This window comes from Streptomyces sp. NPDC086077, from assembly GCF_040686175.1.
Taxonomy (GTDB): domain Bacteria; phylum Actinomycetota; class Actinomycetes; order Streptomycetales; family Streptomycetaceae; genus Streptomyces.
Genome location: NZ_JBFBJT010000034.1, coordinates 28,157 through 48,090, shown reverse-complemented (window position 1 = coordinate 48,090; position 19,934 = coordinate 28,157). Strand labels below are relative to the sequence as shown.

18 protein-coding genes are annotated in these 19,934 nt (G+C 72.4%); 17 read left to right on the top strand and 1 reads right to left on the bottom strand.

Translation table 11 applies throughout. The features are described 5' to 3' along the window. Positions 1-39 precede the first annotated feature (39 nt). The 8 genes from AB0O67_RS13045 to AB0O67_RS13010 all read left to right on the top strand — a co-directional run bounded on the left by AB0O67_RS13045 (position 40) and on the right by AB0O67_RS13010 (position 8,598). Positions 40-1,146 carry a quinone-dependent dihydroorotate dehydrogenase gene (locus tag AB0O67_RS13045; RefSeq protein ID WP_365449215.1) on the top strand — a complete coding sequence of 369 codons (1,107 nt, stop codon included), beginning with the start codon at positions 40-42 and terminating at the stop codon, positions 1,144-1,146. Next, positions 1,143-1,985, top strand: a complete 843-nt coding sequence (pyrF, locus tag AB0O67_RS13040; protein ID WP_365449213.1) for an orotidine-5'-phosphate decarboxylase — start codon at positions 1,143-1,145, stop codon at positions 1,983-1,985. Before AB0O67_RS13045 ends, pyrF begins: the two co-directional genes overlap by 4 nt. Before the next feature lie 289 nt (positions 1,986-2,274). Next, a complete protein-coding gene (locus AB0O67_RS13035; RefSeq protein ID WP_003977346.1) occupies positions 2,275-2,598 on the top strand; it encodes an integration host factor in 324 nt (107 codons plus the stop codon). A gap of 60 nt (positions 2,599-2,658) precedes the next feature. Then, the gene (gene gmk, locus AB0O67_RS13030; RefSeq protein ID WP_365449211.1) at positions 2,659-3,216 is read left to right on the top strand and encodes a guanylate kinase; all 558 of its coding nucleotides are present in this window, start codon (positions 2,659-2,661) and stop codon (positions 3,214-3,216) included. A 51-nt stretch (positions 3,217-3,267) separates the two neighbouring features. After that, entirely contained in the window at positions 3,268-3,540 is a 273-nt protein-coding gene (gene rpoZ / locus AB0O67_RS13025; protein WP_003988945.1) for a DNA-directed RNA polymerase subunit omega, read from the top strand. 126 nt (positions 3,541-3,666) lie between these two features. Continuing rightward, positions 3,667-4,872, top strand: coding sequence for a bifunctional phosphopantothenoylcysteine decarboxylase/phosphopantothenate--cysteine ligase CoaBC (gene coaBC, locus AB0O67_RS13020; RefSeq protein ID WP_365449209.1), 1,206 nt, complete (start codon positions 3,667-3,669; stop codon positions 4,870-4,872). 237 nt (positions 4,873-5,109) lie between these two features. Then, entirely contained in the window at positions 5,110-6,318 is a 1,209-nt protein-coding gene (metK, locus tag AB0O67_RS13015; protein WP_365449207.1) for a methionine adenosyltransferase, read from the top strand. A 126-nt stretch (positions 6,319-6,444) separates the two neighbouring features. Continuing rightward, entirely contained in the window at positions 6,445-8,598 is a 2,154-nt protein-coding gene (locus tag AB0O67_RS13010) for a primosomal protein N' (protein ID WP_365449205.1), read from the top strand. A 600-nt stretch (positions 8,599-9,198) separates the two neighbouring features. Here the strand turns inward: AB0O67_RS13010 and AB0O67_RS13005 are convergent. After that, entirely contained in the window at positions 9,199-9,741 is a 543-nt protein-coding gene (locus tag AB0O67_RS13005) for a hypothetical protein (protein ID WP_365449203.1), read from the bottom strand. 286 nt (positions 9,742-10,027) lie between these two features. Here AB0O67_RS13005 and fmt point away from each other — a divergent pair, with 286 nt between their 5' ends. The 9 genes from fmt to AB0O67_RS12960 all read left to right on the top strand — a co-directional run bounded on the left by fmt (position 10,028) and on the right by AB0O67_RS12960 (position 19,828). After that, the gene (gene fmt / locus AB0O67_RS13000; protein WP_365449201.1) at positions 10,028-10,960 is read left to right on the top strand and encodes a methionyl-tRNA formyltransferase; all 933 of its coding nucleotides are present in this window, start codon (positions 10,028-10,030) and stop codon (positions 10,958-10,960) included. Positions 10,961-11,028: 68 nt separating this feature from the next. After that, complete coding sequence (locus tag AB0O67_RS12995) at positions 11,029-12,447, top strand: transcription antitermination factor NusB (protein ID WP_365449199.1); 1,419 nt, start codon at positions 11,029-11,031, stop codon at positions 12,445-12,447. A gap of 90 nt (positions 12,448-12,537) precedes the next feature. Further along, on the top strand, positions 12,538-13,224 hold the full coding sequence (gene rpe, locus AB0O67_RS12990; protein WP_365449197.1) for a ribulose-phosphate 3-epimerase: 687 nt from the start codon (positions 12,538-12,540) through the stop codon (positions 13,222-13,224). 89 nt (positions 13,225-13,313) lie between these two features. Next, positions 13,314-14,357, top strand: coding sequence for a sugar-binding domain-containing protein (locus AB0O67_RS12985; protein ID WP_365449195.1), 1,044 nt, complete (start codon positions 13,314-13,316; stop codon positions 14,355-14,357). A gap of 76 nt (positions 14,358-14,433) precedes the next feature. Next, entirely contained in the window at positions 14,434-14,748 is a 315-nt protein-coding gene (locus AB0O67_RS12980) for a barstar family protein (RefSeq protein WP_365449193.1), read from the top strand. Between the two features lie 132 nt (positions 14,749-14,880). Continuing rightward, a complete protein-coding gene (locus AB0O67_RS12975) occupies positions 14,881-16,326 on the top strand; it encodes a GuaB1 family IMP dehydrogenase-related protein (protein ID WP_365449233.1) in 1,446 nt (481 codons plus the stop codon). Between the two features lie 350 nt (positions 16,327-16,676). Continuing rightward, complete coding sequence (locus tag AB0O67_RS12970; RefSeq protein WP_365449191.1) at positions 16,677-18,146, top strand: amino acid permease; 1,470 nt, start codon at positions 16,677-16,679, stop codon at positions 18,144-18,146. Between the two features lie 10 nt (positions 18,147-18,156). Next, positions 18,157-18,609 (top strand): Lrp/AsnC family transcriptional regulator, encoded by a 453-nt coding sequence (locus tag AB0O67_RS12965; protein WP_365449189.1) that lies wholly within the window; start codon positions 18,157-18,159, stop codon positions 18,607-18,609. 79 nt (positions 18,610-18,688) lie between these two features. Then, positions 18,689-19,828, top strand: a complete 1,140-nt coding sequence (locus tag AB0O67_RS12960; protein WP_365449231.1) for an MFS transporter — start codon at positions 18,689-18,691, stop codon at positions 19,826-19,828. Positions 19,829-19,934: the final 106 nt, after the last annotated feature.

The window sequence follows — 19,934 nt, the reverse complement described above, 5'->3', positions numbered from 1 at the left end:
TCCCCCTCTTCGTGAGGACACCCGTCTTCGTGAGGACACATGTACAAGATCTTCTTCAGTCTCGTCTTCAAGCGCATGGACGCCGAGCGGGCGCACCACCTCGCCTTCCGCTGGATCCGCCTCGCCGCCCGCGTCCCCGTGCTGCGCACCTTCGTCGCGGCCGTGCTGGCACCCCGGTACAAGGAGCTGCGCACGGAGGCCCTCGGCCTGCGCATGCACGGCCCCTTCGGGCTCGCCGCCGGGTTCGACAAGAACGCCGTGGCCATCGACGGCATGTCGATGCTCGGCTTCGACCACGTCGAGATCGGCACGGTGACGGGTGAGGCGCAGCCCGGCAACCCCAGGAAGCGGTTGTTCCGGCTGGTCCCGGATCGTGCGCTGATCAACCGCATGGGCTTCAACAACGACGGCTCGCTGGCCGTCGCCGCCCGCCTGGCCGCGCGTGAGCCGGTCTTCCGGACCGTCGTCGGCGTCAACATCGGCAAGACCAAGGTGGTCCCCGAGGCCGAGGCCGTCCTGGACTACGTGAAGTCCGCGGAGCGGCTGGCGCCGTACGCCGACTACCTGGTCGTGAACGTCTCCTCACCCAACACGCCGGGGCTGCGCGACCTCCAGGCCGTCGACCACCTGCGGCCCCTGTTGACCGCCGTCCGCGAGGCCGCCGACCGCATGGTCACCTCCCGGCGCGTCCCGCTCCTGGTGAAGATCGCGCCCGACCTGGCCGACGAGGACGTCGACGCCGTCGCCGACCTCGCCGTCGAGCTGGCCCTGGACGGCATCATCGCCACGAACACCACCATCGCGCGCGGGGGGCTGGGCCTGAAGGCCGCACCCTCGCTGGTCAAGGAGGTCGGCGGCCTCTCCGGCGCCCCGCTGAAGGCCCGCTCCCTGGAGGTGCTGCGCCGCTTGTACGCGCGCGTGGGCGACCGCATCACACTGATCGGCGTGGGCGGCGTCGAGAACGCCGAGGACGCCTGGCAGCGCATCCTGGCCGGCGCCACCCTGGTGCAGGGCTACAGCGCCTTCATCTACGAGGGCCCCTTCTGGGCCCGCGCGATCCACAAGGGTCTCGCCGCCCGTCTGCGCACGAGCCAGTACGCCACGCTCGCCGACGCCGTCGGCGCCGATGTGAGGAATTCCGCATGAGCCTGGAACCCTTCGGCGCGCGCCTGCGCCGCGCCATGGACGAACGCGGCCCGCTCTGCGTCGGCATCGACCCGCACGCCTCCCTGCTCGCCGACTGGGGCCTGAACGACGACGTCGCCGGCCTGGAGCGGTTCAGCCGCACGGTCGTCGAGGCGATGGCCGACCGGGTCGCCGTCCTCAAGCCGCAGAGCGCCTTCTTCGAGCGCTTCGGCTCGCGCGGCGTGGCCGTGCTGGAGAAGGCCGTCGAGGAGGCGCGGGCGGCCGGCGCGCTGGTCGTCATGGACGCCAAGCGCGGCGACATCGGCTCCACCATGGCCGCGTACGCCGAGTCCTTCCTGCGCAAGGGCGCCCCGCTGTTCTCCGACGCGCTGACCGTCTCGCCGTACCTCGGCTACGGGTCGCTGAAGCCGGCCGTGGAGCTGGCGCGGGCGAACGGCGCGGGCCTGTTCGTGCTGGCCCTGACCTCCAACCCCGAGGGCGCGGAGGTCCAGCACGCGGTGCGCGCCGACGGCCGTACCGTCGGCGCGACCGTGCTGGCCCACCTGGCCGCCGAGAACGCGGGGGAGGAGCCGATGGGCTCCTTCGGCGCGGTCGTCGGCGCCACCCTCGGTGACCTCTCGTCGTACGACCTCGCCGTCAACGGTCCCCTGCTCGCCCCCGGCATCGGCGCCCAGGGGGCCACTCCGGCCGACCTGCCCCGGGTTTTCGGGGCCGCCGTGCGCAATGTCGTGCCGAACGTCAGCCGGGGCGTGCTGCGGCACGGTCCCGACGTGGTCGCTCTGCGTACCGCCGCGGACCGTTTCGCGGAGGAGATCCGGGCCGCGGTGGCGGCGGCCTGAATGCCCCGACCAGGGGTTCGAGGACGGCTTGAGGCTGGATACATCCTCAAATCCAGGGCAGTATGTCTGAAATATCCTGTCCTGACAGAGGCTGACCAGGACTTTTCCGCTGTTCTCGCTGACTCTGGCGGACTTGACCGCTAGTCTCCGACGAGTGGGGGCACCTCCCGCGCCCCGCAAGTCAGTGGGGGAGAACGGGCAGCGTGTTGCTCGTAGCTCCCCAGGTGTGGGGCGACTAGGTTCCTCACCGGTCCGTATCCGACAGTTCGACATCCGAGGTGACGTAGGCGTGGCTCTTCCGCCCCTTACCCCCGAACAGCGCGCAGCCGCGCTCGAAAAGGCCGCCGCGGCTCGCCGGGAGCGGGCCGAGGTCAAGAATCGACTCAAGCACTCCGGCGCCTCCCTTCACGAGGTCATCAAGCAGGGCCAGGAGAACGACGTCATCGGCAAGATGAAGGTCTCCGCTCTCCTCGAGTCCCTGCCGGGCGTGGGCAAGGTCCGCGCCAAGCAGATCATGGAGCGACTCGGTATCTCCGAGAGCCGCCGCGTGCGTGGTCTCGGTTCCAACCAGATCGCCTCCCTCGAGCGTGAGTTCGGCAGCACCGGTTCCTGACCCATCGGAGGACTCCGGGCATGGTCCCGGGCACTCCGGGACAGCTGGAATAATCGCTGCATGAGTGAACGTCCGCGGCTGACCGTGCTCTCCGGACCCTCCGGGGTCGGCAAGAGCACGGTCGTCGCTCATATGCGCAAGGAACACCCCGAGGTCTGGCTCTCGGTGTCGGCGACGACCCGCAGGCCACGCCCCGGCGAGCAGCACGGTGTCCACTACTTCTTCGTCACCGACGAGGAGATGGACAAGCTGATCGCCAACGGCGAGCTGCTGGAGTGGGCCGAGTTCGCCGGCAACCGCTACGGCACGCCGCGCGCGGCCGTGCTGGAACGGCTGGAGAAGGGTGAGCCCGTCCTGCTGGAGATCGACCTCCAGGGTGCCCGGCAGGTGCGGGAGTCCATGCCCGAGGCCCAGCTGGTGTTCCTCGCTCCGCCCTCCTGGGAGGAGCTGGTGCGCAGGCTCACCGGCCGGGGCACCGAGCCGCCCGAGGTGATCGAGCGCCGCCTGGCGGCCGCGAAGGTCGAGCTGGCGGCCGAGCCGGAGTTCGACGAGACCCTGGTCAACACCTCCGTCGAGGACGTGGCGCGTGAGCTGCTAGCCTTGATGGACGTTGTGTGATCGTGATTGATCATGCATCCTGATTCTTTCCCATCCATCGGAAGGTAGAGCGTGTCCTCTTCCATCTCCGCGCCCGAGGGCATCATCAACCCGCCGATCGACGAGCTCCTCGAGGCCACCGACTCGAAGTACAGCCTCGTGATCTACGCGGCCAAGCGGGCCCGCCAGATCAACGCGTACTACTCGCAGCTCGGCGAGGGCCTCCTCGAGTACGTCGGTCCGCTCGTCGACACCCATGTCCACGAGAAGCCGCTCTCGATCGCGCTGCGCGAGATCAACGCGGGACTGCTGACGTCCGAGGCCGTCGAAGGCCCGGCGCAGTAGTACCTCCTGCTTGCAGCAGACTCATCCACAGGCCCGGCGGCGCGTCCGCCGGGCCTGTGGTGTGTCATAGACGCGTACGCGGCGCATACCGGCGCACGCTGTACATGTCGAGTCCGGGGAGACACGGTGGACAAGCCCAAGGTCGTGCTGGGGGTGAGCGGCGGCATCGCCGCGTACAAGGCCTGTGAGCTGCTGCGGCGGCTGACGGAGTCGGGTCATGACGTACGGGTCGTGCCCACCGCCTCCGCGCTGCACTTCGTGGGCGCCGCGACCTGGTCCGCGCTCTCCGGCCACCCGGTCTCCACCGAGGTCTGGAACGACGTCCACGAGGTGCCGCACGTCCGCATCGGCCAGCACGCCGACCTGGTGGTCGTCGCCCCGGCCACCGCCGACATGCTCGCCAAGGCCGCCCACGGCCTCGCCGACGACCTGCTGACGAACACCCTTCTGACCGCGCGCTGCCCGGTCGTGTTCGCCCCCGCGATGCACACCGAGATGTGGGAGCACCCGGCCACCCAGGAGAACGTGGCGACCCTGCGCCGCCGGGGCGCGGTCGTCGTCGAGCCCGCCGTCGGCCGCCTCACCGGCGTCGACACCGGCAAGGGCCGGCTGCCCGACCCGGGCGAGATCTTCGAGGTCTGCCGCCGGGTGCTGGCTCGCGGTGCCGCCGAGCCGGACCTGGGGGGCCGCCATGTCGTCGTCAGCGCCGGAGGCACCCGCGAGCCGCTCGACCCGGTCCGCTTCCTCGGTAACCGCTCCTCCGGCAAGCAGGGCTACGCCCTGGCCCGCACGGCCGCCGCCCGGGGCGCCCGCGTCACGCTGGTCGCCGCGAACACGACCGGGCTGCCCGACCCGGCGGGCGTCGACGTCGTGCAGGTCGGCACTGCCGTGCAACTGCGCGAGGCGGTGCTGAAGGCGGCGGCGGACGCCGACGCCGTCGTCATGGCCGCCGCCGTCGCCGACTTCCGTCCCGCGACGTACGCGTCCGGGAAGATCAAGAAGCAGGACGGCCAGGACCCGGAGCCCGTGGCGCTCGTACGCAATCCGGACATCCTCGCGGAGATCTCGGCCGACCGCGCCCGCCCGGGACAGGTGGTCGTCGGCTTCGCCGCCGAGACCGACGACGTCCTCGCCAACGGGCGCAGGAAGCTGGAGCGCAAGGGCTGCGACCTGCTAGTGGTCAACGAGGTGGGCGAGCGCAAGACCTTCGGCTCGGAGCAGAACGAGGCGGTGGTGCTGGGCGCCGACGGCAGCGAGACGCCCGTGCCGTACGGCCCCAAGGAAGCGCTGGCCGACACGGTCTGGGATCTCGTCGCCGAACGTCTGAGGTGAATCGCGCAAGGCCGGTGGCGCGCCCCTGGTTGCGTCCATTCGGGCGTGGCGGCCCTGGCCAACCTCGCCGCGCATTGGGCAGAATGCCCGTGCCGCAGGTCACAGCGCTCCCGAGAGGCGAGACGGTGCCCCCGTGGCGGAGAGCGACCGATAAACTGTTCTCGGACGCCGGCGGGCGCAGCTCCCGTCCCGTCCACCAATGATCAGCCAGCAGCCGCTGCAACCCCAGGGAGCGTTGTGTCCCGTCGCCTGTTCACCTCGGAGTCTGTGACCGAGGGTCACCCCGACAAGATCGCTGACCAGATCAGCGACACCATTCTCGACGCGCTCCTGCGGGAGGACCCGTCGTCCCGGGTCGCCGTCGAGACTCTGATCACCACCGGTCTGGTGCACGTGGCCGGAGAGGTCACGACCAAGGCCTACGCGCCGATTCCGCAGCTGGTCCGGGAGAAGATCCTGGACATCGGCTACGACTCCTCGAAGAAGGGGTTCGACGGCGCCTCCTGCGGTGTCTCGGTGTCGATCGGCGCGCAGTCCCCGGACATCGCGCAGGGTGTGGACACGGCGTACGAGAGCCGGGTCGAGGGCGACGACGACGAGCTGGACCGGCAGGGCGCCGGTGACCAGGGCCTGATGTTCGGCTACGCCTCGGACGAGACGCCGACCCTGATGCCGCTGCCGATCTTCCTGGCGCACCGACTGTCGAAGCGGCTCTCCGACGTGCGCAAGAACGGCACGATCCCCTACCTGCGCCCGGACGGGAAGACGCAGGTCACCATCGAGTACGACGGCGACAAGGCCGTCCGCCTGGACACGGTCGTCGTCTCCTCGCAGCACGCCAGCGACATCGACCTGGAGTCGCTGCTCGCGCCCGACATCCGCGAGTTCGTCGTGGAGCCGGAGCTGAAGGCGCTCCTGGACGACGGCATCAAGCTCGACACCGAGGGCTACCGCCTGCTGGTCAACCCCACCGGCCGCTTCGAGATCGGTGGCCCGATGGGTGACGCCGGCCTCACCGGCCGCAAGATCATCATCGACACCTACGGCGGCATGGCCCGCCACGGCGGCGGCGCCTTCTCCGGCAAGGACCCGTCCAAGGTGGACCGCTCGGCCGCGTACGCGATGCGCTGGGTCGCCAAGAACGTCGTGGCCGCGGGTCTGGCGTCCCGCTGCGAGGTCCAGGTGGCGTACGCCATCGGCAAGGCCGAGCCGGTCGGTCTGTTCGTCGAGACCTTCGGCACCCACAAGGTCGAGCCCGAGAAGATCGAGAAGGCGATCGAGGAGGTCTTCGACCTCCGTCCGGCCGCCATCATCCGCGACCTGGACCTGCTCCGCCCGATCTACGCCCAGACCGCGGCGTACGGCCACTTCGGCCGTGAACTTCCCGAGTTCACCTGGGAGCGCACGGACCGCGTGGACGCGCTGCGCGCGGCCGCGGGGCTGTAGGTCCCGGCAGGGCCACTCCGCTTCACGTCAGGCCCGGTTCCCTTCGGGGGCCGGGCCTCGCCGCGTCCGGGGCCGCCCGGGCCACTCGCCCGTCGGTTGTCAGTGGCGTTTGGTAAGAATGCAAGCGTGAGCAGCGAGAACAGCCAGCGGAACGGCGGCGCGGAGGGCGCGCCGCCGGAGCAGCTCGCGTTCATCCGGGAGAGCGTCCGCAAGGCCGGCACGCCCCGGGCCAAGCCCCGTACCTGGCGAGGGGCCGCGCTGGCCAGGGAGTTGCCCGTGGCGCGGGTGCTCGTGGACAAGGGCGTGCTGCACCTCGACCGCTACTTCGACTACGCCGTGCCCGAGGAGCTCGACGCCGACGCACAGCCCGGTGTGCGGGTGCGGGTGCGGTTCGGGGCCGGGCGGCACCGGGTGCGGGAAGGGCGCCGTGAGGGTGGTGGCCTGATCGACGGGTTCCTCGTCGAGCGGCTGGCCGAGTCGGACTACGCGGGGCCGCTGGCGGCGCTGGCGCAGGTGGTCTCCCCGGAGCCGGTGCTCAGCGAGGAGCTGCTGGGACTGGCCCGGGCCGTCGCCGACCGGTACGCCGGGAGCCTCGCCGACGTACTGCAGCTCGCCGTGCCGCCGCGCAGCGCCCGGGCCGAGCAGCGACCGTCGCCCGCGCCGCTCCCGGCGCCCCCGGCGCCCGAAGCGGGGTCCTGGGCGCACTACGAGAACGGAGCGGCGTTCCTGGACGCGCTGGCCGCCGGGGGCGCCCCACGGGCCGTGTGGAACGCCCTGCCCGGCCCCGCGTGGAGTGCCGAACTGGCCCGGGCCGTCGCCGCCGCACTGGCGTCGGGACGCGGTGCGCTGGTTGTCGTACCGGATGGCCGGACCGCCTCTCGGGTCGACGCGGAGTTGACGGCTCTGCTGGGTGAGGGGCGGCACGCGCTGTTGACCGCCGACGCGGGTCCGGAGAAGCGGTACCGGCAGTGGCTCGCCGTGCGGCGCGGGTCGGTACGGGCCGTGGTGGGGACGCGCGCCGCGATGTTCGCGCCCGTTCAGGATCTCGGGCTGGTCGCCGTCTGGGACGACGGGGACGACAGCCACAGCGAGCAGCACGCGCCGCAGCCGCATGCGAGGGACGTGCTGTTGCTGCGCGCCGCCCAGGACAAGTGCGCGTTCCTGCTGGGTGGTTGGAGCTGCACCGTCGAGGCCGCGCAGCTCGTCGAGAGCGGGTGGGCGCGGCCGCTGGTCGCCGTGCGGGAGCAGGTGCGGGCCGCCGCGCCGCTGGTGCGGACGGTGGGGGACCAGGATCTGGCGCGGGACGAGGCCGCACGGGCCGCACGGCTGCCGAGCCTGGCCTGGCAGGTGGTCAGGGACGGGCTGCGGCTCGGGCCGGTGCTGGTGCAGGTGCCGCGGCGGGGCTATGTGCCGCGGATGGCCTGCGCGCAGTGCCGGGCGCCCGCGCGGTGCCGGCACTGCGCCGGGCCGCTGGAGGCGCGGGACGCGGGGGCGCCGCGTTGCGGGTGGTGCGGGCGCGAGGAGGGTTCGTGGCACTGTCCGGAGTGCGGGGGGTTCCGGTTGCGGGCGCAGGTCGTGGGCGCGCGGCGGACCGCCGAGGAGCTGGGGCGGGCGTTTCCCGCCGTGCCGGTGCGGACGTCGGGGCGCGAGCATGTGCTGGACACGGTGCCGGGGGCCCCGGCGCTGGTGGTGAGCACGCCGGGGGCCGAGCCGGTGGCCGAGGGCGGGTACGCCGCGGCACTGCTGCTCGACGGGTGGGCCATGCTCGGGCGGCCGGATCTGCGGGCCGGTGAGGACGCGCTGCGGCGCTGGATCGCGGCCTCGGCGCTGGTGCGGCCGCAGGGTGACGGGGGGACCGTGGTCGTCGTCGCCGAGCCGACGTTGCGGCCCGTGCAGGCGCTGGTGCGGTGGGATCCCGTGGGCCACGCGGTACGGGAGCTGGCCGAGCGGGCGGAGCTGGGGTTCCCGCCGGTGTCGCGGATGGCGGCCGTGTCGGGTCCGCTGGAGGCGGTCACGGAGTTCTTGCAGATGGTCGAACTGCCGCCGGAGGCCGAGGTGTTGGGCCCCGTGCCCCTGTCCGTCACACCGCTCGCGGCGGGCCGCTCGCGGCGGGCCGGGGCGCCGCCGCCCGGGGAGCAGTGGGTGCGAGGGCTGGTCCGGGTCCCGCCGGGGCGCGGTTCGGCGCTGGCCGCCGCGCTGAAGGCCGCGCAGGCGGCACGGATGGCTCGGGGGAGCGGAGTGGCGGTGTGGGTGCGGATCGACCCACCGGACATCGGGTGAGGGCGGTGACGCCGGCGACGGCGGGGGACCGGGACTTGGACGGCGGGCTCCGGCGGTAGGGGCTCAGGCGGGGGCCGGGGTGGGGCCGCTTGCCGTGTGGGTGCGGTGGCTGTCCATGTGGTGGGTGCTCGGGCGGGTGCCTGGTGGGGTCTGCGTGGCTCCCCGTGCGGCGGGCCCTCGTGGTCGCGGGCGGGGTGACTGCTGGGTGTCCCTTCGCGGTGGGGGTCTGGGTGGATGCCGGTGCGGCGGGCTCTCGTTGTCGCGGGCGGGGACTGCTGGTGCGGCGCACCTTCGCGGAGCGGAGGGGGACTGGGTGGCTCCCCCGTGCGGCGGGCGCTCACTGCGGCGGGCCCCGGGTGACTGTCCGTGCGGGCGGGGGCCTGGCCCACTGTCCGTGGGGGCCCGAGGTCGGTGGGTGGCTTCCGGAGGGGGGCCGACGCGGATGCTGGTCATCGACGCGGCCGGCCTCGCGGTGGGGGAAGCTCGTGGCCGACGCCGGTGACTGCGCGGGACACGGATGAAGGCCGGCCCCATTCGTACGGCTGCCCTCCCGGGCGTCGCCGGGAGGGCGGGTCTGGCAGCCGTGGGGTGGGGGGTGGGTCAGCCGTTGCGGGGGCCGGGGAAGGCGGTCGGCCTGATCTCTTCGCGGAGCGACGGGCTGCCCGCCGTCGGCTGGGTCGGCATGGAGCGGGCCGCGGGAACCGTCGGCACCGTGGGGAGGCCGGCGCCTACGTTCACCGCGCGGGTCGCCGCCGGTTCCGTGCTCCGCTCGGCCTCGGCCGCGGCCTGCGTGGTGGCGCGGCGGGAGCCGTAGCGGCGGTGCACCGCCTGCTTGGTGACTCCGAGGGCGGAGCCCACCGCGTCCCACGAGAAGCCCAGCGACCGGTCGAAGTCGACCGCGGCGGTGACCAGGGTCTCGACACTGTCCCGCAGTTCCTGGGCGAGACGGACCGTCGGGGCTGGGGCGCGTCCGTACACGACGAAGCCCGTGGAAGGACCGGAGCGGCGCGGGCGGTAGACGTTGCCCAGCTGGGCGGTGAGGGTGCGCAGTGCGTCCACCTGCCGGCGGACCCGCTCGATGTCCCGCACCAGCAAGTGCAGGCTGGCCCGAGCCTGGGCGTCGTGGGTTGCGTGGTCGGCCATGAACAAGCCTCTCGAACCGGCGTTGAGGAGAAAGGATCGGGCCGCTGGTGCGGCCCGTTGGTCAACTCTTTCTTGACCAACGCGTTCGGGGGCCGGTGGTCACGGTATGGGGGCGCGGGGGCATATGCGTGCGCCGCCCCATGGGGTGGCGCGCTGGGGGTCCGTCCCCCCACCCGGGCACCACCGGATTCCAGCGGTGCAGGAGGCTGAGCGGGCAATCGGCGGGCCGCGCAATAGACTTGTGCGTTGCCCTGACCAACCCCAGCCGAGAGGCCCGTGTCCGCACATGAAGCTTGTCTTCGCCGGTACCCCCGAGGTCGCTGTTCCCGCTCTGGACGCCCTGCTCGACTCCGGCCGGCACGAGGTGGTCGCCGTCGTCACGCGGCCGGACGCGCCGGCCGGGCGCGGGCGCAGGCTGGTCGCGTCGCCCGTGGCGGAGCGGGCCGAGGAGGCCGGGCTCGAGGTGCTGAAGCCGGCCAGGCCGCGGGAGCCGGAGTTCCTGGAGCGGCTGCGCGAGATCGGGCCGGACTGCTGTCCCGTCGTGGCGTACGGCGCGCTACTGCCCCGGGTCGCCCTCGACATCCCCGCCCACGGCTGGGTCAACCTGCACTTCTCGCTGCTGCCCGCCTGGCGCGGCGCCGCGCCCGTGCAGCACTCCATCATGTCCGGCGACGAGATCACCGGCGCCTCCACCTTCCTCATCGAGGAGGGCCTCGACTCGGGGCCCGTCTACGGCACCGTGACCGAGACGATCCGCCCCACCGACACCAGCGGCGACCTGCTGACGCGGCTGGCCTTCGCAGGCGCAGGGCTGCTCGCCGCGACCATGGACGGTATCGCGGAGGGCACCCTGAAGGCCGTACCGCAGCCCGCGGACGGGGTGACCGTCGCTCCGAAGATCACCGTCGAGGACGCCCGGGTCGACTGGGCGACCCCCGCCCTGCGCGTCGACCGGGTCGTGCGCGGCTGCACCCCCGCGCCCGGTGCCTGGACCGGCTTCCGGGGTGAGCGCCTCAAGCTCGTGCAGGTCGCGCCGGTCCCCGACCGGACGGACCTCGCCCCGGGGCAGCTGTCCGTCGGAAAGAACAACGTGTACGCCGGCACCGGCTCGTACGCCGTCGAGTTGCTGTGGGTCCAGGCCCAGGGCAAGAAGCCGATGCGGGCCGCGGACTGGGCGCGCGGGGTGCGGATCGCGGACGGGGAGACGCTCGGGGGCTGAGCCAGCGCCCAGGGCCGTGCGACGTACGCTGGGTGCACACCGCAGACAGAAATCCGGAGCACCTTTACGTGAGCGACACCTCCCGTCGGCCCCGCACGCACGGCAAGCCCTATCGCCGGCCCAAGAAGGACCCCGTCCGCATCCTCGCCTTCGAGGCGCTGCGGGCCGTGGACGAGAGGGACGCGTACGCGAACCTGGTGCTGCCGCCGCTGCTGCGCAAGGCGCGGGAGGGCGGGGACTTCGACGGGCGGGACGCGGCGCTGGCGACCGAGCTGGTGTACGGGACGCTGCGCCGGCAGGGGACGTACGACGCCGTGATCGCGGAGTGCGTCGACCGGCCGCTCAGGGAGGTCGATCCGCCGGTCCTGGACGTGCTGAGCCTCGGTGCGCACCAGCTGCTCGGCACGCGGATCCCCACGCACGCGGCCGTCTCCGCCACCGTGGAGCTGGCCCGGGTCGTGCTCGGCGACGGGCGGGCCAAGTTCGTGAACGCCGTACTGCGCAAGGTCGCGCAGCACGACCTCGACGGATGGCTGGAGCGCGTCGCGCCGCCCTACGACGAGGATCCCGAGGACCACCTCGCCGTCGTGCACTCGCACCCGCGCTGGGTCGTCTCCGCGCTGTGGGACTCGCTCGGCGGTGGCCGGGCCGGCATCGAGGAACTGCTGGCCGCCGACAACGAGCGGCCCGAGGTGACGCTGGTCGCGCGGCCGGGGCGGGCCACGGCCGACGAGTTGCTGCGCGAGGACGCCGCCGTGCCGGGGCGCTGGTCGCCGTACGCCGTGCGGCTCACCGAGGGCGGCGAGCCCGGGTCGATCGAGGCCGTGCGGGACGGCCGGGCCGGTGTGCAGGACGAGGGGAGCCAGCTGGTCGCGCTGGCGCTCGCGAACGCCCCGCTCGACGGGCCCGACGAGAAGTGGCTGGACGGGTGTGCGGGACCGGGCGGCAAGGCGGCGCTGCTCGCCGCCCTCGCCGCCGAGCGCGGGGCCATGCTGCTCGCCTCGGAGAAGCAGCCGCACCGGGCCGGGCTGGTGGCCAAGGCGCTGCACGGCAACCCCGGTCCGTACCAGGTCATCGCCGCCGACGGGACCCGGCCGCCGTGGCGGCCCGGCTCGTTCGACCGGGTGCTGATGGACGTGCCGTGCACCGGTCTCGGCGCGCTGCGCCGACGGCCCGAGGCCCGGTGGCGGCGCCGCCCGGAGGACCTCGAGGGCTTCGCCCCGCTGCAGCGCGGGCTGCTGCGGACGGCTCTGGAGTCCGTGCGGGTCGGCGGTGTCGTCGGGTACGCCACCTGCTCGCCGCACCTTGCGGAGACCCGGGCCGTGGTCATGGACGTGCTCAAGCAGTTCCCGCAGACGGAGCTGGTCGACGTCAGGCCGCTGCTGCCGGGAGTGCCGGACCTCGGGGACGGGCCGGACGTACAGCTGTGGCCGCATCGGCACGGGACGGACGCGATGTATCTGGCGGTCGTCCGGCGCACGGGCTGACGGCCCCCGGTTCCGGGCGGAACATCCGAAGAGCGTGCCCATATCCCGACCGACGCGAACATCCGTGCAGGGACATGGCACGCTTAGGTCATGGCCGCGCAGATCAACCCCAGCATCCTGTCCGCCGACTTCGCTCGTCTCGCCGACGAGGCGCGGGCGGTCGAAGGGGCCGACTGGCTCCACGTCGACGTCATGGACAACCATTTCGTCCCGAACCTCACGCTCGGCGTGCCGGTCGTGGAGTCGCTGGCCCGTGCGACGGACACCCCGCTGGACTGCCATCTGATGATCGAGGCCCCCGACCGGTGGGCCCCGCAGTACGTGGAGGCGGGCGCCTCCTCGGTCACCTTCCACATCGAGGCGGCCGCCGCGCCGGTCCGGCTGGCCAGGGAGATCCGGGCGAAGGGCGCCCGGGCGTCCATGGCGCTGAAGCCGGCGACGCCCATCGAGCCGTACGAGGATCTGCTGCCCGAGCTCGACATGCTACTGATCATGACCGTCGAGCCGGGCTTCGGCGGGCAGGCGTTTCTCGACATCATGCTGCCGAAGATCCGCCGCACCCGCGAACTGATCGGGAAGCACGGTCTGGAGCTGTGGCTGCAGGTCGACGGCGGGGTCTCGGACACGACCATCGAACGCTGCGCGGAAGCGGGCGCCGACGTGTTCGTGGCCGGATCCGCCGTGTACGGGGCCGACGACCCGGCCGCCGCGGTGCAGGCTCTGCGCGCGAAGGCGGAGGCCGCGACGAAGCACGCGGCATGGGCGTGCGACCACTGAGCCACGGTTACGTGAACGGCGCCCGTCGGGCGCCCAGCAGGGCTGATCAAGAGCGCCGGATCTGCAAGGATGAACGGCGAATCCAGAGTGTGAACAGCAGTGAGGAGATCGCCGTGTCGGGTATGTCGGCGGGCCGGTCAGCCATGCGGATGGGACCCGCAGAGCTGGTGCAGGCGGCGGCCATGGCCCGCCGCTTCTACCTCGAGGGCAAGTCCAAGATCCAGATCGCGGAGGAGTTCGGCGTCAGCCGCTTCAAGGTGGCCCGGGTCCTGGAGACCGCCCTCGAACGGGATCTCGTACGCATCGAGATCCGTGTCCCGGCCGAACTGGACGCCGAGCGCTCGGACGCGCTGCGCGCCCGGTACGGCCTCAGACACGCCGTCGTGGTCGAGTCGCCGGCCGAGGCGGAGGAGACCCCCGACCCCGAGAACCTGGGCGAGGTGGCCGCCGACCTGCTCGGCGAGCTGGTCAACGAGGGCGATGTGCTCGGGCTGGCCTGGGGCCGCTCCACCATCCACATGGCCGCCGCCCTCGACAAGCTGCCGCCCTGCACGGTCGTGCAGCTGACGGGGGTCTACGACGCCGGGACCGCCGAGCGCGGCTCGGTCGAGGCGGTCCGCCGGGCCGCGCAGGTCTCGGGCGGCGACGCCCATCCGATCTACGCGCCGATGCTGCTGCCGGACGCCGCCACCGCGGCCGCGCTGCGTCACCAGACCGGGATCGCCCGAGCCTTCGAGTACTTCGACAAGGTCACGGTCGCCTGCGTCTCGATCGGCTCCTGGGAGCCCGGCATCTCCACGGTGCACGACATGCTCAGCGACGAGGAGCGCTCCCACTACGCCTCCCTCGGTGTCGCCGCCGAGATGTCCGCGCACCTCTTCGACTCCGACGGCCGCCGGGTCGGACGGGACCTGGGGGAGCGGTGCATCACGGTCAAGGCCGACCAGCTGCGCCGTATCCCCGAGGTCGTCGCGATAGCGGGTGGGCAGCGCAAGGCGGCCGCCATCGACGCGGTGCTGCGGTCGGGGCTCGTCACCAGCCTGGTCACGGACACCTCCGCGGCCGACTGCCTGATGGCGGCCGGACCGACGCCGCGGCCGGCGCTGAACAGGGCCGATCCGGACGGCCCCTGACGGATGGTCGGACGGGGAGAGCCGTGGTGGCGCGCCGCCATGGTTCGTCCCGTCCGCGACGACGATGGGTGCGGGGATGACGGATCGCGTGGTGACCCTCGACCTCGACGGGGTCACGGACAAGGCGGGCCTGATGGACCGCTGTTCCGCGGCGCTCCAGTTGCCCGGCTGGTTCGGCCGCAACTGGGACGCGCTCGCCGACAGCCTCTCCGACCAGGGTGTCTGGCCCGGGGACGCGGCCGAGCGGGGGCTGCTGGTCGTCGTACGGAACTGGCGGGCGTACGCGCGGGCGCGGCCCGGGGAGTGGGAGACCGCCCAGGAGGTGTTCGCGCAGGCCGCGGACGCGGCCGCGGGGCTGACCGTGGCGCTCGCCCTTGGAGGATCCTCCTAAGGACCCCCTGACCTGCCTGGATGAAGTCACCGGGCATCACGTTCCGGCCGACATGGGACAATGAAGTACGTGCTCTTCTCCCCTGGCTGACCTGTCCGGGGGCCACCTCTGATCGACTGGGATGTGCAGCACGTGCGTTTCCTCAACGACATCCAGCCCTCGTACGACCTGACGTACGACGACGTGTTCATGGTGCCGAGCCGCAGCGCGGTCGGCTCCCGTCAGGGCGTGGACCTCAGCTCCCCGGACGGCACGGGCACCACGATTCCGCTCGTCGTCGCCAACATGACCGCCATCGCCGGCCGCCGCATGGCCGAGACCATGGCCCGGCGCGGCGGCCTCGTGGTCATCCCGCAGGACATCCCGATCGACGTCGTCACCGAGGTCGTCTCCTGGGTGAAGAGCCGCCACCTGGTCCTCGACACCCCCATCGTGCTCGCCCCGCACCAGACCGTCGCCGACGCGCTCTCCCTGCTGCCCAAGCGGGCCCACAACGCCGGCGTCGTCGTCGACGAGGAGAACCGCCCGATCGGTGTCGTCACCGACCGGGACCTCACCGGTGTCGACCGCTTCACCCAGCTCGAAGTGGTCATGTCCAAGGACGAGCTGTTGCTGCTCGACGCCGACATGGACCCGCGCGAGGCGTTCAACACCCTCGACCACCACAACCGGCGCTACGCCCCCGCCGTCGACGCCGACGGCAAGCTCGCCGGCATCCTCACCCGCAACGGCGCGCTGCGCGCCACGCTCTACACGCCGGCCGTCGACGCGAACGGCAAGCTGCGCATCGCCGCCGCCGTCGGCATCAACGGCGATGTCGCCGGCAAGGCCAAGCAGTTGCTCGACGCGGGCGTGGACACGCTCGTCATCGACACGGCGCACGGCCACCAGGAGTCGATGATCAGCGCCGTCAAGCTGGTGCGCGCCCTCGACCCGCAGGTGCCGATCGTGGCCGGCAACATCGTCTCGGCGCAGGGTGTGCGCGACCTGATCGAGGCGGGCGCCGACATCGTCAAGGTCGGTGTGGGCCCCGGCGCCATGTGCACCACCCGGATGATGACCGGCGTGGGCCGGCCGCAGTTCTCGGCGGTGCTCGAGTGCGCCGCCGAGGCGAAGAAGTACGGCAAGCACGTGTGGGCCGACGGCGGTGTCCGGCACCCGCGTGACGTGGCGATGGCGCTGGCCGCCGGTGCCTCCAACGTGATGGTCGGCTCGTGGTTCGCCGGGACGTACGAGTCGCCGGGCGACCTCCAGCAGGACGCCGACGGGCGTTTCTACAAGGAGTCGTTCGGCATGGCGTCCGCGCGTGCCGTGGCCAACCGCACGTCCGAGGAGTCGGCGTACGACCGCGCCCGCAAGGGCCTGTTCGAGGAGGGCATCTCCACCTCCCGGATGTTCCTCGACCCGGCCCGCCCCGGCGTGGAGGACCTGATCGACTCGATCATCGCGGGCGTCCGCTCCTCCTGCACCTACGCCGGCGCGGCCTCCCTGGAGGAGTTCGCGGAGAAGGCCGTCGTCGGTGTCCAGAGCGCCGCCGGCTACGCCGAGGGCAAGCCGCTGCACGCCAGCTGGAACTGAGCCAACTTCCTTCCGTACGGCCCCCGTTGTCCCGCCTCGGGAACATACGGGGGCCGTTCGGCGTGTCCGGGCATCCGTCGGTGCGCCGGGCGGGGCGGGGCCGCGGAGGGCCGACGAGGGCCGCGCGCAACGGTTCACAGCCGCCGTGCAACGAACACCCATCGCCTCCGGAGGAACGCAATGATCTTGCAGGTATACGCAAGGTTGCTGCATTACACCGGCAACGCCCCTGCTCATAGGCTGTCGCGTCGTACGTGGCGTGGCGGGGACCCCGCTCGGTGGGTTCCCCGACTTCAAGGGGTGCCGCCCGTCCCCGTCGGCCTGACCGGCAGCAACAAAGGAGCCAGCGCGTGCTCGACCAAGGCGCACCCCCGCAGCACAGCAGCCAGACCGACCCCCCGTCCCCCGGGGTCGGCGCGCGTCTGCTGCGCCGTAAGCCCGTGGAACGCCTGGTCGCGGAGGGCGGCCAGGGTGAGGGAGGCTCGCTGCGGCGCTCCCTCGGAATGTGGCAGCTCACCATGATCAGCATCGGTGCCACCCTCGGCACCGGCATCTTCGTGGTGCTCGGCGACGCCGTTCCCGAGGCCGGCCCGGCGGTCACCCTGGCGTTCGTCATCGCGGGTCTGACGGCCCTTTTCTCGGCCCTGTCGTACGCCGAACTGGCGGGCAGCATCCCGGTCGCCGGCTCCTCCTACTCGTACGCTTACGCAACGATGGGCGAACTCGTCGCCTGGGTCTGTGGCTGGTGCCTGGTCCTGGAGTACGGCGTGTCGGTCGCCGCCGTGGCCGTCGGCTGGGGCGAGTACCTCAACGAGCTGCTCGACGGGACGATCGGCGTCACCCTCCCCTCCGCGCTGTCCTCGGCGCCGGGCGAGGGCGGCGTCATCAACCTGCCCGCGCTGATCGTCGTGCTGCTGGCGATGGTCTTCCTGCTCGGCGGCGTCCGTGAGTCCGCCCGCGCCAACACGATCATGGTCGCGGTGAAGATCGCCGCGCTGGTGCTGTTCTGCGCCGTCGGTTTCATGGGCTTCAAGTCGGGCAACTACGCCGACTTCATGCCGCTCGGCATGGCGGGCGTCAGCGCCGCGGGCGCCACCCTGTTCTTCTCCTACATCGGCTTCGACGCCGCCTCCACCGCCGGTGAGGAGGCCAAGGACCCCAAGAAGGACCTGCCCCGCGCGATCATGCTCTCGCTGATCATCGTCACCGCGCTGTACGTGCTCGTCGCGGCCGTCGCCGTCGGCGCCTGGAACTGGACCAAGTTCGAGGGCTCCAACGCCTCCCTCGCCGCGATCATGAAGGACGTCAGCGGTCAGAGCTTCTGGGGCACCCTGCTCGCCCTCGGCGCGGTCATCTCCATCGCGAGCGTCGTCCTCACCGTGCTCTACGGCCAGACCCGCATCCTCTTCGCGATGTCCCGCGACGGCCTGGTGCCCAAGGCGCTCGGCAAGGTCCACGAGAAGACCGGCGCGCCCCGCCTCAACACGGTGATCGTCTCCCTGTTCTGCGGTGTGCTCGCCGCCCTGATCCCGCTCGGCAAGCTCGTCGACGCCACCAGCATCGGCACGCTGTTCGCCTTCGCGCTGGTCAACATCGCGGTGATCGTGCTGCGGTACAAGCGGCCGGAGCTGGAGCGCACCTTCAAGGTGCCGTTCGGGCCGGTGCTGCCGGTCCTGGGCTTCGCCTTCTGCGCGTACAACATGTTCAGCCTCGACACCGTGACCTGGGTGGTCTTCGGGTTCTGGATGGCCGCCGGTCTCGTGTTCTACTTCCTGTACGGCTACCGCCGTTCCCGTCTCGCCGTACCCGAAGCGAAGTGAACCGCCCGCAGTGCTGAACGATCTCGACGAACGCATCGTGCACGCCCTCGCCGAGGACGCCCGCCGCTCCTACGCGGACATCGGGCAGCTCGTCGGCCTGTCCGCGCCGGCCGTGAAACGGCGAGTGGACCGGCTGCGCGCCACGGGCGCCATCACCGGGTTCACCGTCCGGGTGGACCCCTCGGCGCTCGGCTGGGAGACCGAGGGGTTCGTCGAGATCTACTGCCGCCGCAACACCTCGCCGGAGATCATCCAGCGGGGCCTGGAGCGCTACCAGGAGGTCGTGGCCGCGTCCACCGTCACCGGGGACGCGGACGCGGTCGCCCAGGTCTTCGCCTCCGACATGCGGCACTTCGAGCGGGTCCTGGAGCGGATCGCGGGGGAGCCGTTCGTGGAGCGGACCAAGTCCGTGCTCGTCCTGTCGCCGCTGCTGCGGCGCTTCTCCTCGGGTTCGCCCACCTGATCCCGGCGCGCGGTCTACCATCGCTTGCATGACCTGGCGACATTGACCTTCACCCGCCCCTGAGCCGGGCGTCCGGCGACTGACCCGGACGCTGTACGGCTACGCCTTCCTGGACGACTTCGTCCTGCTCTACCCGGTCTACGCCCTGCTCTTCGGCGACACCGGGCTGTCCCTCGGCCAGATCTCCTCCCTCTTCGCCCTGTGGTCGGTCACCGGTGTGCTCCTGGAGGTTCCCTCCGGTGCCTGGGCCGACGCCGTCTCGCGCCGACTGCTGCTGGGTCTCGGCCCCCTGCTGACCGCCGTCGGCTTCGCGCTGTGGGTGCTCACCCCGTCGTACTGGGCGTTCGCGCTCGGGTTCGTCCTCTGGGGCGCCGGTGGGGCGCTCGGCTCCGGTGCGCTGGAGGCACTGGTGTACGAGGAGCTGGACCGGCTCGGCGCGGCCGACAGCTACGCCCGGGTGACGGGCCGGGCGCGGGCCGCGGGCCTGGTGGCCGTGATGGCGGCCATGGGGCTGGCCGGGCCGGTGCTCGCGGTGGGTGGATACCCGCTGGTCGGGGCGGCGAGCGTGCTGGCCTGTCTGCTGACGGCGGCTGTGGCGACCCGTTTCCCCGAGCACCGCGCGAAGACCTCCGAGGGCGACGGTTGGTCGACCACCCTGCGCGCCGCCGGGCGCCCCGGGCGCCCCGTCAGAGCCGCCCTGCTGCTCGTCGCGGCCGTCGGCTCGGTGTGGGGCGCGCTCGACGAGTACACGCCTCTTCTGGTCCGCGACACGGGCGTACCGGACTGGGCCGGCCCCTATCTGCTGCTGCTGATCTGGGCGGGGGCCACCGCCGGCAGCCTGCTCGCCGGGCCCGCCGAGCGCCTTGGCACGGCCGGATTCGCGGGCCTGCTGGCCGGTTCCGCGCTGGCCCTCGCGGTGGGCGCGCTGGCCCGGTCGCCGGCCGGTCTCGTGCTGGTGGCCGTCGCCTTCGGTGGCTTCCAGCTGGCGAACGTGCTGGCCGACGCCCGGCTCCAGCGCCGGATCGAGGACGGCGCGCGGGCCACGGTCACCTCGATCGCGGGGCTGGGCACCGAACTGGCCACGGTCGCGGTGTTCGGCGCCTACGCGGCGATCGGCTCGGCGACCGGGCACAGTACGGCCTTCGCCGTGTTAGCGGTCCCTTACCTGGTGACCGCGGCGCTGGTGGCGACGGCCCGGCGCGGACGCGCTCGTTCCTAGCCCTGGCGGCCGCCGGGGCACCACGGTGCAGTCGCGGCGCCTCGTGCGACCGTCCGGAGTAGGTGACGTCGTCCCCGGCCGCGGGCAGCACCGCCGTACCCAGCAC